Origin of the sequence: Nonlabens sp. MIC269, from assembly GCF_001430865.1 — a bacterium.
GTDB lineage: Bacteria > Bacteroidota > Bacteroidia > Flavobacteriales > Flavobacteriaceae > Nonlabens > Nonlabens tegetincola.
This window is the reverse complement of the sequence record NZ_CP011373.1, coordinates 2,762,001-2,775,686: the sequence shown is the minus strand read 5'-3', so window position 1 is coordinate 2,775,686 and position 13,686 is coordinate 2,762,001. Positions and strand designations below refer to the sequence as shown.

The 13,686-nt window shown below is 34.4% G+C and carries 12 protein-coding genes and 2 tRNA genes; 8 read left to right on the top strand and 6 right to left on the bottom strand.

Going from position 1 to position 13,686, the window contains the following annotated elements:
* Positions 1–155: 155 nt before the first annotated feature.
* From AAT17_RS13585 to AAT17_RS13545, 3 genes are all read right to left on the bottom strand, one after another.
* The gene (locus tag AAT17_RS13585; RefSeq protein ID WP_157539304.1) at positions 156–389 is read right to left on the bottom strand and encodes an AAA family ATPase; all 234 of its coding nucleotides are present in this window, start codon (positions 387–389) and stop codon (positions 156–158) included.
* A 111-nt stretch (positions 390–500) separates the two neighbouring features.
* Positions 501–1,436 (bottom strand): hypothetical protein, encoded by a 936-nt coding sequence (locus AAT17_RS12520; RefSeq protein WP_157539283.1) that lies wholly within the window; start codon positions 1,434–1,436, stop codon positions 501–503.
* Positions 1,437–1,477: 41 nt separating this feature from the next.
* Positions 1,478–1,600 (bottom strand): hypothetical protein, encoded by a 123-nt coding sequence (locus AAT17_RS13545; protein ID WP_301281879.1) that lies wholly within the window; start codon positions 1,598–1,600, stop codon positions 1,478–1,480.
* 108 nt (positions 1,601–1,708) lie between these two features.
* Here AAT17_RS13545 and AAT17_RS12515 point away from each other — a divergent pair, with 108 nt between their 5' ends.
* The 8 genes from AAT17_RS12515 to AAT17_RS12475 all read left to right on the top strand — a co-directional run bounded on the left by AAT17_RS12515 (position 1,709) and on the right by AAT17_RS12475 (position 11,936).
* The gene (locus AAT17_RS12515) at positions 1,709–2,623 is read left to right on the top strand and encodes a YafY family protein (RefSeq protein ID WP_060524769.1); all 915 of its coding nucleotides are present in this window, start codon (positions 1,709–1,711) and stop codon (positions 2,621–2,623) included.
* Between the two features lie 14 nt (positions 2,624–2,637).
* Complete coding sequence (locus tag AAT17_RS12510; protein ID WP_082586974.1) at positions 2,638–3,927, top strand: PD-(D/E)XK nuclease family protein; 1,290 nt, start codon at positions 2,638–2,640, stop codon at positions 3,925–3,927.
* Positions 3,920–5,917 (top strand): DUF2779 domain-containing protein, encoded by a 1,998-nt coding sequence (locus AAT17_RS12505; protein ID WP_060524765.1) that lies wholly within the window; start codon positions 3,920–3,922, stop codon positions 5,915–5,917. The genes AAT17_RS12510 and AAT17_RS12505 overlap by 8 nt, the downstream gene beginning before the upstream one ends.
* Positions 5,910–7,331 carry a PcfJ domain-containing protein gene (locus AAT17_RS12500; protein ID WP_157539282.1) on the top strand — a complete coding sequence of 474 codons (1,422 nt, stop codon included), beginning with the start codon at positions 5,910–5,912 and terminating at the stop codon, positions 7,329–7,331. Before AAT17_RS12505 ends, AAT17_RS12500 begins: the two co-directional genes overlap by 8 nt.
* A gap of 70 nt (positions 7,332–7,401) precedes the next feature.
* Positions 7,402–9,699, top strand: a complete 2,298-nt coding sequence (locus tag AAT17_RS13230; protein WP_082586973.1) for a glycosyltransferase — start codon at positions 7,402–7,404, stop codon at positions 9,697–9,699.
* Complete coding sequence (locus AAT17_RS12485) at positions 9,696–10,301, top strand: tyrosine-protein phosphatase (protein ID WP_060524761.1); 606 nt, start codon at positions 9,696–9,698, stop codon at positions 10,299–10,301. The genes AAT17_RS13230 and AAT17_RS12485 overlap by 4 nt, the downstream gene beginning before the upstream one ends.
* 43 nt (positions 10,302–10,344) lie before the next feature.
* On the top strand, positions 10,345–11,259 hold the full coding sequence (locus AAT17_RS12480; protein WP_060524759.1) for a methyltransferase: 915 nt from the start codon (positions 10,345–10,347) through the stop codon (positions 11,257–11,259).
* Entirely contained in the window at positions 11,259–11,936 is a 678-nt protein-coding gene (locus AAT17_RS12475) for a methyltransferase (RefSeq protein WP_060524757.1), read from the top strand. The genes AAT17_RS12480 and AAT17_RS12475 overlap by 1 nt, the downstream gene beginning before the upstream one ends.
* 14 nt (positions 11,937–11,950) lie before the next feature.
* Here AAT17_RS12475 and AAT17_RS12470 read toward each other — a convergent pair whose 3' ends face one another.
* From AAT17_RS12470 to AAT17_RS12460, 3 genes are all read right to left on the bottom strand, one after another.
* Entirely contained in the window at positions 11,951–13,222 is a 1,272-nt protein-coding gene (locus AAT17_RS12470; RefSeq protein ID WP_060524755.1) for a site-specific integrase, read from the bottom strand.
* A gap of 230 nt (positions 13,223–13,452) precedes the next feature.
* A tRNA-Pro gene (locus AAT17_RS12465) sits at positions 13,453–13,527 on the bottom strand.
* A gap of 20 nt (positions 13,528–13,547) precedes the next feature.
* Positions 13,548–13,631, bottom strand: a tRNA-Ser gene (locus AAT17_RS12460).
* Positions 13,632–13,686 lie beyond the last annotated feature (55 nt).

Below are 13,686 nucleotides of genomic sequence, written 5' to 3'. Positions count from 1 at the left end.
TAATCTTATATTTAAGGTCAAGTCCTGAGTCAAGAATACGAGCCATTTTGAGTTTTCTAATGATATTATCAATCTCTCCACCACTAAGGTTATACTGAGAAATCACTTTATTCAAAAATGTATTATTCAATCCTTTAAGTTTTGACTTCCAAATGTTAATTCTTGTTTGTTGATCTGGTCTGGTAAAACATTATTTTAAATAATAAACGGCGTTCAAAAGCTTTATCTAAGCTCTGTTCTAGATTTGTCGTCGCAAATAAGATTCCTTCAAATGTCTCGATGCAATCTAGGAATATATTTTGAATCGCATTTTCCATTTTGTCAGTACTACGTTCAGGATTTGTACTACGTTTACACAATACGGCATCTGCCCCGTTGAGTAGTAATATAAGTGTACGTTATTCCTCTTTACATAGCTGTTTGTAGTCATCAAAAAGTCCTTTTACCTTTTTCTGGCTTTCAGCAAACCACATCGATTTTAATTCACTTAAATCTACCTTCTATACAGCTCTGCCTGTGGCTTTTGCGTTTTGATAAACACCTTCTGTTTTCCCGGTACCCGGCGCACCATAAAATAAGGTGCAGATTCCAGTTGGGTAACCTTCGCCTTTTAAAGATCTAGTGATTTGTTTATACTTCAATGGTTTTAACGAGGCAGTGATTTGTTCTAATTCCGCTTTCGCGAAAGCATTATAAAACATCTTTTTCTTCTTAATAGAGTCAGCCATAGTTAAAGAGTCGTTTTTAGGTTTTTTTCCTAAAGAAACTGGAATCTTAAATGAATTCAATAATTTACAAGCCTTTGTAGTTAAGCCTAAGTTTGCTCTAGAGGCTAGATCACCATTTACGTTTATATAGCCTTGTTTTATTGCTGGCCACTCTTTGTTAATCGTTTTATTTTCAAAATCTATTCGTATTCCCATATTTGCAAATAAACCACGAGATGTATTACTAAGATCTGTTGTTCTATATCCTTTTAAATTTTCTGCCACTATATAAAGAAAACTATAACAATCATTTAAATCATATATATTATTCTGAAGAAATTTGATCATGTCATAGTGACCATAATTGCGTTGTATAACATTCCATTGATTGTATAGCTGGACACGATTGTATTTGACCGTTCTGCAATGGTCGATCTGGCGCTCAATCTCAAAACATAGTTCTACTTCTGAGAGTGGTTGTGGTGAAGTTACCGAAAGCTTTTTATTTGAAAAAATTGCATCCTGGACATCTGGCATGATTGAGAATTCTCCTTTCCAGCTTTCTAGTGTTACAATATCAAGGTAATGTGATTTTAAAAATCCGCGAGCAAATAGATCTTCGATATCATTTTTATAGGCCAGTAGTTCCATGGTAGAACACTTAATATGTATAGATAAATCACTGATTTTAGGAGATTCATTTTCGATGTTTAATTCAAGAATTGCCACGAATAATATGGACTGAAACCTAGAAGTTTGTAGATAGGTGTCTATTCTGGATGCACATTACTTATCTTCATTAAATAATGAATTTTCAGTTTAGAATGTTTTACCTCTTTAGCAAATGCAATGATATCGTTTAAAATAGTTGTTTCCATGTTCTGCTTTTTCATGGTTCAATATTAAAAACCTACATCGCCAAAGAATGTCGGATTAAAAATGTATTTTACAGCGTCATCTTTTGGCGAACTAACAAACCACCTTTGTAAAACAATTTTCGAATGGCTAATTACAAACTATTGAAAAGGCTAGAACGCATTATTTATTATATCAATAATAAACCAGGCGTCACAAAAGCAGAGTTAATGGATAAAATCACAGAACAAATAGATAGTGAAGTAAGTGAACGGACAATAGAGCGTGATTTTACGACTTTAAAAACTGATTTTGGTCTAGATATTATCTATGACAGAGCTATGCGTGGTTATCGGTTAGAAGAAGATCCAGAACGACTGGGTACTTTTTTCAAATTTGCAGAATTATCATCACTAGCTGAGCTCTATGAAACTGGACTTAAGGATTACAAAACCTTCCAGAAATGGGTAATCCCTGATGATAGCAGCTCTTTTAAGGGACTATTCAATATGAAAAATGCTTTTAAAGGCATTTCATCTAAACGTAAGCTATCTTTTCTCAAAGTAAACTATTATAAAGAAACCAGTAAAAAATATATCGTAACTCCTTTAAGGCTTAAAGAGTACTTAAATCGCTGGTACCTTATCGCAGTACCTGATGGAATGACAGAGATACGCACTTTTGGGCTTGATAGAATTGATCAGTTAGAAGTGTTAGAAGATAAAGGAGCTACTATCAAAAATGAAGAAGCGCAATTGAAACAATTCCTGGATGTCATAGGACTGAATTATAATGAGACTAAAGAAATTCAAACTGTAGTACTAAAAGCAGACAATAGACAGATTAAGTATTTACGCAGTTTACCCTTACACCATTCACAAGTATGTGTGGATGGATTAAATGAAAATGAATGGGGAACAGTTACCTATCAATTAAAACCCAATTTTGAGTTTATGACTCAGATACTTAAGCTAGGTGCTATGGTCGAAGTTGTGGAGCCGGATTGGTTTAGGGATAAGATTGCTGGAGAGATTCAAATAATGAATGGATTATATAATTAGAAAACTATCGGTAAATGGATGATTTAGAGATAATAGACGCAAAGAATTTGCTTTCACAAACCTCAAGACTCTTGAAGCAAGATGAACGTATACGAAAATTAAAAGGTGAAGATTTCAATATTTTCAAAATATGCAAAATAGAGCATTACGAAGAGAATACTCACTCGGCATTTATAGCTGAATTATTGAATCCTAAAGGTTCGCATCACAAAGGAAATGTTTTCCTAAAATTATTTCTAAATCGTGTACTGAAAGATAACCTTGTTTTGAAAACTCGCTCTGATGATTACATGGAATTTAGTGAAACATTCTTATCACATGGAGTAGTAGTGAAAAAAGAACAATCAGTCGGAAAAATAAACTTAAAAAAAGGAACTGGCGGACGAATTGATATTCTATTAAAGTCTAAAAATCAATATATAACAATAGAAAATAAAATTTATGCTACTGATCAAAATGGCCAGTTGGTGCGCTATTATAATTATCAAAGGGATAATAATTTAGTAATTTATCTAACGCTGGATGGAATACACGCAGCTGAGAATAGTATTCAAATAACTAACGGTAAAAATGAAGTTATTCAGTCTTTAAACGAGAGTGATTATCAACGAATAAGCTATTCAAAGGATATTCGATTATGGATTGAGGATTGTTTACAACATGCCTACAACGAACCTATACTGAGAGAATCTCTAAAACAGTACTTATTATTAATTAAAAAACTCACCTTTCAAATGGACGAATCTTTAAAAAACCAAATGACCCAATTACTTAAGGATAATTTTAAAATTGCTTCGACAATTCATCATAACTACTATAATGTAAAAAATGAGATTAAACGCGAAATTAAAAATGATGTTTTTAAAAGTCTAAAGGAACAAGTTGAAAAATTCGGATTAGATATTTATCATGGAAATGATGTAAACTATAAATTTTCTCAAATTTGGCTTCATACTAAAGGTGTAGATGACCATGTACTACGTTTTAGCATAGAGTCCTTTAAAGGAGATCCAAAGTCTCATCACGAAGGCAAACTTATGATCGGAGTTTTTAATAAAACTAGAGATGAGAAAATTGCAAAGCAAATAAGACCAGATTGTCAAGAATGGTTTGTATTCCCTGAATGGGAACAAATTTATGACACGAATTCGAAATGGATGAACCTATCAAAATTAGACACTTTGAATTTATTTCTTGATTCAAAAACTAGACAACAAAATATTGACTTAATCGTAAACACCTCTTTAGAATTCATAAAAAAATATTATCAAAAGGTCAACGAAATCAACTTAGAAAATGCCTAAACCACGCTATCTCACAAAATCAAGATTTAAACTAGCGCTAGATTGTCCGACCAAGCTATATTACACACGAAATCCTATCTATAAAGATTCTAGTGAAAGTGATTCCTTTTTACAAGGACTGGCGCAAGGCGGTTTTCAGGTAGAAGAACTTGCTCGTTTATACTATCCAGAAGGTAAAGCTATTCTCGGTGAAGACCGGGACTACGACAAGCTTGCAGAGCGTACGGCATTACTTTTAGAAAAGGAGAACGTAACCATTTTTGAAGCAGCATTTCTTTACGGTGGACTATTCATACGTGTTGATATTCTTGAAAAGAAAGGCAATAGAGTTAAATTGATAGAAGTAAAAGCTAAGTCTATAGACGGCGCTCATCATCACACTTTTATTACTAAAAAAGGAACTATAGTCAGTGGTATGCAGCCCTATCTATACGACGTGGCATTTCAGCAATATGTAATACAAAAATGCCATCCAGAATGGAAAATAAATGCCTATCTCAATCTTGTAGATAAATCAAAACGTACTACCATAAGTGGTTTGCACAGTTATTTTAAAATAGACCCCAATGCTGACTTGCGTACTGGTGTTATTGTACCACCATTTATAAGCAAAGACTCTATCGGTGATTCCATTTTAGCTCTTATTTCAGTAGATGAAGAAATAAATCTCATCTATTCTAAAAATCCGCAAGAGCCAGAGCGGACCTTTGAAGAAATGGTTTTGTTTTACAGAGATCATTATCGAGATAACATAAAAATCAACACCCCTATTGGAGCACATTGCAAAGGTTGTGAGTACAAAGATGATAACCCAGGTCCAAAGCAAGAAAGTGGCTTCCACGTTTGCTGGATGATGGAACTACCTAAACAGAGACCTGATTTAATTACGCTTTCGCGAAAGCGTATCAACGACCCTAAAACTTATGATGTATGGAACAATCCTGCTAAAAACGCATTAAAGGAGCATCGTTATTTTATGGATGAGCTCACCAGAGATGATGTAAAAAACGATCCTAGTGCGTATGGAATGAGTCGTTCAGATAGACAATGGATTCAAATTGAAAAAACAATTAATCATGACCCAACTATTGCCGTAGATATTGAGAATCTACGCCTTCAAATGAGTCAGTGGAAATATCCGCTAAACTTTATCGACTTTGAGACTTGTGCTGTGGCGATTCCTTTTACTTCTGGAATGAGACCCTATGAGCAGCTGGCGTTTCAGTTTAGCCATCATATCGTATATGAAGATGGTCGTGTAGAACATCACTCAGATTACATCAATCTTGAGATAAGTGTATTCCCAAATTTTGATTTCTTACGTGCATTAAAAGCATCTTTAGAACAAAATAATGGTTCCATATTTAGATATCATAATCACGAGAATACCATTGTAAACGTAACCTATGGACAGTTGCTTGATTCTGATGAAAAAGATAAAAAAGAACTATGTGCATTCATTGAGTCTATAGCACACCCTACTAATAGTAGTGCACGACGTTATCCTGCAGGAGAACGAGATATGATTGATTTACAACAAACGGTAGTAAGAAATTATTACCATCCTCAAACAGGCGGATCTAATTCTATAAAAGCGATACTGCCTGCTGTTTTAGATTCAAGTACATTCCTTAAAGAAAAATACACGAAACCTATCAAGGATATCAATCTGACTTCACTGAATTTTGATGAGAATTACACCTTTCTAACCTTAGAAAATGGGGTTCCCGTTAATCCTTATAAACTATTGCCGCCTCTTTTTGATGGTATTTCTAATGAAGATCTAGAAAACGCGATTGATAATGCAAGCAAAGAAGTACGACAGATAGCTGATGGTGGAGCAGCTCTTTTCGCTTATTCACATTTACAAGACCCATTTGTTTCAGATAGTGAACGTAAAGAGACTAGAGCTGCCTTATTGCGTTATTGTGAGTTAGATACACTTGCTATGGTAATGATTTACGAGCATTTTAAAGAGCTTTGTGAGTGAACGTATGAGGTATTTTAAAGACACTTATAATAGACGTTTATGGCATCAGTCAGATGAAGCTAGAGAATTACTAGACGAGAGTCAACTTTTAATAATTGAACATACTATTGAATACGTTGATAATGAGTTGGATGTTGAAAATGATTTGAGTCATGTTATTCTTTGGTCAGAATTTACTGTTATCAATAGATTACTACGATGGCTTACTGAATTAAATACAGCCAGAAGTTATGCTAGCCAGTCATATAGCCAAATCATTTCTGCAGTTTTATGGGCGTTTAAAACACATAAACCCATAACTAGTCAGACTCAATCACAATTTAAAATTAGCATAAGTCTAACTCAAGATTTTTTAAAACACGACGTTGTATTGAGAAGTCACAAAGATGCACAGTACTTGCTGATGAACATTTTTATCATTTCTGAACGACCAGATTTGATGATTAGGTCTTTTTTAAAACCTATGCGTGCTTATCACATCCCCTATGAAGGGAGTATATTCAAAACAGATTTAAAAAGACTTACAGAGTATCTTTTTATCACGAAACCGGTACCCAACTTTTTATTTCCTTATTTAATTAATTGCTCTAAAGAAGAATTCGACCTCATTATTAATATTATAGAAGGAAAAAGCCTAAGAAAAATACTACCGTCATCTTTAAAAATTTCAAAGACTGAAAATGCTATTTTACAAAACACAAAGATTGAACTACCTGATGTAGAGGATAACATACTTGAGCGATTTGTCCTCGCAGCTACTATTCTAAAAGAACAGCCAAAGCAGCATTTCGTATTAAATAAAACCCTAGAAGCAAGTAAAATATTTAGAGATCAGCTAGCTACTTTTAAAAGAGATATTGAATTCTGGAAAAGTATTTTTCGTTTTATTTGCAAATACCAGTACGAATTTGAAGATGACTACAATCTAGCACATTTAATAGATTATTTTGAAGCACAGCGTTATTACGATGAGCAGCCGCTACAGTATTCAATAAAGGGAAGAACACTTACCTCTGTGCAGCGTGCTGTTGATAACTGGCGAATCACTTATACCTATAATCCAGAATATTTAAGGTATAAGTGGGATCCTTTACCCATTGAAAAATGGATGTCTATTGACAAAACTTTTTCCTATGTCATCGAAGAAATTACAGATGGAAAGCGATTACTTAAAGAAAGTAAAACGCTACACCATTGCGTATTCAGTTATGCAACAAGTTGTTATGAAGGTTCTACTCATGTCTTTAGCTTGAGTAAATTAAGAAATAAGATTAAAAAGCCATTTGTAACTATAGAGGTAAGAGGTACAGCCATAGTTCAGGTTGCCGGTAAAATGAATCAAGAACCTAATGAAAAGGCGATAGAATTAATACGTGAATGGTCTGAGGAGAATGATTTAAATATGAATTGTTAATATCCATAATAAAAAATCAACCCTACATTTTTTAACTTTGGTCTCTTGAATTAATTCCGCGTAATAATTAATGCACATACTTAAAATAATACACGGCTATCCGCCTTTATATAATGCGGGTAGCGAGGTGTATAGTAAAACAATCGTAAAAGAGCTTTCTAAAAAACATAAGGTCTCTGTTTTCACTAGAGAAGAAAACATCTATGCACCCGATTTTCAAATAAGAACAGAAATTGTTTCTGAAAAAACAGCGCTATATTTCATCAATAATCCACAAGGAAAAGATGGCTACCGGCATAAAGCTATAGATGAAGCTTTTGAAGAACTGGTCTTAGATTTAAAACCAGATATAGCTCACATAGGACATCTCAATCATTTATCTACAGGAATTGTAGATGTTTTAAAGAAACTCGATATTCCTATCATATTTACCCTACACGATTTCTGGTTAATGTGCCCTAGAGGACAATTCCTAACGAGAAGTATTGGCTTAGAAAACAATCACCAATTATGCGATAAACAAGATCACAGTAAATGCGCCTCAGACTGCTACCGCGTTTATTTTAGTGGAAAAGAGAAGGAAGAAAACATAGATTTAGAAAACTGGACTGGATGGACTGAAAGGCGAATGAAGGAAACCAAAGCCATTATAAATAAAGTTGATTTATTTATTGCTCCGGCTAAATACTTAATGAATCGCTTTATTACAGATTTTGATATTCCTAAGTCTAAAATTCAGTATTTAGATTATGGGTTTGATACGTCTTATTTAAAACCACCTATTGAAAAAAACAAGAGGCAGCTTTTTACATTTGGCTACATTGGCACACACATACCAGCAAAAGGGATTAACCTTTTAATAGAAGCCTTTAAAAGGCTTGAACAACCTGCAAGACTGCTTATTTATGGGCGTGAAAAAGGCCAAAGCACTCAAGCCTTAAAACGACTAGCATCATCTTCCCGTAATGAGATCAAGTTTTTACCAGAATACCATAATGAAAACATTGTCAAAGACGTTTTTTCTAAAGTAGATTGTATTGTAGTTCCGTCTATATGGGCAGAAAATTCGCCATTAGTCATTCACGAGGCACAAGCTTGTGAAGTTCCTGTAATTACCGCAGATTTTGGCGGAATGAAAGAATACGTAAAACATAATATCAATGGATTACTTTTTAAGCATAGGGATGCAAATGATTTACACTTGCAACTAGTAGGTGCCGTCAGTAATCCAGATAAAATGAAAAAGCTTGGTCAGAAAGGTTATCTATATTCTCAAGACGGTCAGGTAGTTTCTATAAACGAACATTGTGAAAAGTTAGAAGAAATATACAAGTCATTTGTCCCAGCTAAAAACCTATGGCGAGTAACACTAGATACTAATCCAGAAGATTGTAATCTCAAGTGTATTATGTGCGAAGAGCATAGTCCATACAGCGATTTTATTCCTAACCTTTATAAAACAACAGGAATAAAACGACGCCGAATGGATTTCAAAACCGTGGAAGAGATTTTTGAACAAGCAGCTTCTTTAGGAGTTAAAGAAATAATTCCATCCACAATGGGAGAACCATTGTTGTACAAACAATTTGACCAAATATTTGAGTTAGCTAAACAGCACAACATCAAAATAAACCTAACTACCAATGGAACCTTTCCTAAAAAAACGGTTCTGGACTGGGCACGCTTAATAGTTCCAAATACCACGGATGTTAAAATAAGTTGGAATGGCGCTACGGCTGAAACCTCAGAAAATGTAATGCTGGGTCTCGCTTTCGCGAAAGCGAAACAAAACATAAAAGAATTTATAGACTATAGGGATGCATATTTCAAATCGCATGGATACTACTGTCGCGTAACCTTGCAGCTGACCTTTATGCGAAATAATATGCATGAGTTATCGGATATTATTAAACTAGCTGCTTCACTAGGAGCTGATAGAGTTAAAGGACATCAACTATGGGATCATTTTGACGAGATTAAATCACTATCTATGAGAGCAACACCAGAAAGTGTAGCCGAATGGAATAACCATGTTACAGCAGCTCACGCTACAGCAGAAAAATTCAAAAAACCAAATGGTGAAAAAGTATTGTTAGAAAATATCACTGCAATAAATAATATCGAAATCGAAGAAGTACCTTCAGACTACGAATGTCCATTCTTAACCAAAGAGTTATGGATATCAGCAACTGGTAAAATATCACCTTGCTGCGCACCAGATCATTTAAGGCAATCGCTAGGAGATTTTGGCAATATCAAAGATTCTACTATTCAAGAAGTATTAAATAGTGATTCCTATAAAGATTTAGTTGCTAATTATAAGTCTAAAGAGGTCTGCAAAACTTGTGTAATGAGAAAACCCTTATGAAGAATTTCAGAGATCTTTCAAAATTCAATTTGAAAATAAAAAAAGGGCAAGTTTATCGAGCTTCAGTTTTTGATCTATTCAATATCGAAAAAATAGAAAAACACGACATAAAAACTATTGTAGATTTAAGGGCTGATCGAGAAATTGATGATATTGAGTATTCTGAAGAAATAAAAAACACTATTGAATATGTAAAGGCTCCATTTGACCCTTGGGATCAACCAGAATGGTTTAAAGAGAAATATAGGATAGGTACTAATCACGAAATTGCCTATCGTTTTTTTGCAATGGGCTGTAAGGATTCCGTAAAAAAAGTCTTTGAGAACATTCTAGAGCAAAAAGAAGGTGCTATAGCCATTCACTGTCACGCAGGTAAAGATCGCACAGGAATACTGTTTTCTATGATTCACCTTTTACTAGAAGCATCAATAGAAACTATATACACCGACTACTTAGCAAGTGAAATGGATGTTTCTCTTCAAAAACTCAATATTGCACTAGATGTCATTAAAAATGAAGGCGGAATAAAAAACTATCTACTTTCCTGTGGTTTAACCGAAAGTCAGATTTCCAGTATCAAAAAGAAGTTGTCAAATGAATAAACGAGATTTTCTTAAGTCGTTTTTTACGGAACACTGGAAGTATATGACTGTCAGTGCAGCTTGCAAGATCGACATATTTGACATTTTAGAATCAGGCAGTAAAACATCACTAGTAATCTCAAAGGAATTGGTTATAGCTAAAAAGCACATCGAGCTGCTATTAGAGGGATTAGTAAGTATCAAGTTTTTGGATAAAGAAAAAAGCAGTTATGCTCTAAATGAAATATCTGTCCTACTTACAGAAAATCATCCCAAAACCTTAAAATACGCTTGTCTAAATTGGTGTGGAGATCACTTGAAGGCCTGGATGGCTCTAGATGAATCTATAAAAACAGGAAAAAGCTTTTTTCAAAATAATTATGGTCAGGATTATTTTGAATTTATAAGTCGTGATAAAGGAAAATTAGACCAGTACCATAAAGCTATGTTCGCTTACGCGAAAGATGACTATCAAAATCTTCCAAATAAGATTAATTTCAGTAAACATAAAAGCATAATGGATGTAGGTGCTGGATACGGAGCTGCCATATCGGAAATTAAGGAGAAATCCCCTCAATTAGAGTGCTATGTTTTTGATCTACCATCCGTAATTGAAAATTGCGATCTTAGGGATGATATATTCCTTAAATCAGGTAGCTTTTTTAATGAAATACCAAAAGTTTCTGATGCCATTATTCTCTCAAGAATTCTACACGATTGGAATGATGATAAAGCATCTAAAATACTTAAGAATACCTATGACGCTTTGCCAGAAAAAGGACATTTGTATGTTATTGAAAACTGTACAGATAAAATTAATATCGATCTTTCACTTCTATCGCTAAATATGCTGGCCTTGTGCGAAAGCTTTGAGCGTTCATCTTATGAATACATAGCATTAGCAAATAAGTCTGGATTTATTTTTCAAGAGGCAAAATCATTAAATGAATTACAAACTATCTTAACGTTTATCAAATAATGGAATGGAACGAAATAAAGCTTAATAAAAATCAAACAGGCTATTCTAATAAAGGTCAGCCATTATTTGATAAAAAGTACCTGACAGCGCTTAATTTTCATAAAGAAGGTTTGGCCGCTGTTGCTGATGGTTCTGGCGCCTATCATATCGATATAAAAGGAAAACCTATCTATGACAAGCGTTATCTCAGAACCTTCGGGTACTACTATAATAAAGCTGCTGTAATAGATTATGACGGTGCTTACCACATAGATCTAAAAGGGCAAGCTATCTACAAGGAACGGTACAAATGGACAGGTAATTACCAACAAAATGTTTGTACCGTAAAAGACCAAGGTAGTGCCTATTTTCATATAGATGAAAATGGAAAAAGACTTTACGATGAGTCTTTCCAATATGCTGGAGATTTTAAAGAAGCCATCGCTTGTGTACAATTACAAAACAACTTTTTTACTCATATCTATAATGACGGATCTAGAGTACATAATAAACTTTTTCAAGACTTAAACGTGTATCATAAAGGTCTCGCTTGCGCTAAAGATGAACAAGGCTGGTTTCACATTGACCTAAAAGGGAACCCTATCTACAAAGAGCGTTATTTACTACTAGAGCCTTTTTATAATGGAGCGGCGTTGGCGACTGATCTGGATGGAAATAAAACTATAATATTCGATTAAACCAAAACTCCATTCTATTTTATTCCCTCTATAGACAGTTGTTTATGTTTAGATCCATTGCCTTTCTTTTGGATAAGTACATCTTTTAATGCTTGCATATCTTCGCTGATTTTACTCTCTAGTACACGTGCATAAATTTGAGTTGTTGCTATTTTAGAGTGGCCTAGAAGCTTACTGACAGTGGAAATAGGCACTCCATTACCTAGTGTAACTGTAGTTGCAAATGTATGTCTAGCAACATGGAAAGTTAATCGTTTGCGAATACCACAAAGATCGGCAATCTCCTTTAAATAAGCATTTAACTTCTGATTAGATAAATTGGGGAATAAATGGTTGTCTTTTATTCTAATATCCTTTTGATATATAGAGATCAATTCTTGAGGTAGATCCAGTAATGGAATTTTTACACTATTGTTAGTTTTTTGTCTACTTGTGACTATCCAAACACCACCATCAATTCCAGTTACTAAATTATCTTCGGTTAAATTCATAACATCTATGTAGGACAATCCTGTGTAACAAGCAAAAACAAACAGATCCTTTACAACCTCTAGCCTTTTGATCGAAAAATTCAACTCAAGTAGCTTTTGTAATTCGGTTTCATTCAGGAACTCTCGTTCGTTTTTGATATAGGTAGGCTTAAACTTGATGAAAGGATCACGCTCTAACCATTCCATTTTATAAGCCATCGTCACTAGTTTACGTAACCTTTGAATGTGTTTCATGACCGTATTATTTCCCATCTTCTTTTGATGGTCCGTTGGGGTATGCTTGCGTAGAAAATTTTCAAAGTCTATCAAAAATTGATATGATAATTTGGAAAGGTAGATATCCTCTACTTTCAATTTATCCCGAAGAAATAGTTTTAAATATTTTAAGGTAGTATAGTAGTTCTTACGTGTTCCCCAAGACAATGTTTCTTTTGCCTTGTCATTGTGGTAGTCGACTAGTTCAAGTAACGTGTACTCTTGTTTATCCTCTCCTAAATAACGAGATTTAATAGCCTGTGCTGAAATATGAACTCCTTCCCTTTCCAGTTGATCAAAGGCTTCTTGTACCTTGACTTGAACGTTATCAATACATCTGTTTACATTTCTAGCCTCACTACTGGAGCCGGTCATTCTCGATTTAGCAATACTCCATTTACTTATATCCACCTTACGGTTCAAGCTAAATGTTGAGCGTTTCCCGTTTACCGTAATTCTTGCCTTAAGTGTTGCTTGTCCGTTTTTTGCTCTTGCCTTATCTAAATAGAATAGCAGGCTAAATGTTGACCTTGTTTGCATAGTTGTCGTCTTTAAATTGTTATTAATTACTAGACGAATGTCAAATCAACTATATCTCAATAAGGTTTTACTGGTTAATCGGTTAGCATATTTCACATAATTGGGATGCTAACCTTTATGCTAACCTTTTCATATCATTTCATATCAAATGATATGAAAGGGTTAAAACAATAAAACCTTGTAAATCATAAGATTTACAAGGTTTTGTTTGCAACTGTTACCAGTTGAAGTCGGGGTGGCAGGATTCGAACCTGCGACCTCCTGCTCCCAAAGCAGGCGCGATGACCGGGCTACGCTACACCCCGAAAAACATTGGAGAATGCTGCGGAGAGACCGGGACTCGAACCCGGGCAACGCTTGCGCGTTGACAGATTAGCAATCTGCTCCATTACCACTCTGGCACCTCTCCAAAAATTTAAGAACTTACTTCAATTTCTCAAAGCGGTTGCAAATCTACGGCAAAG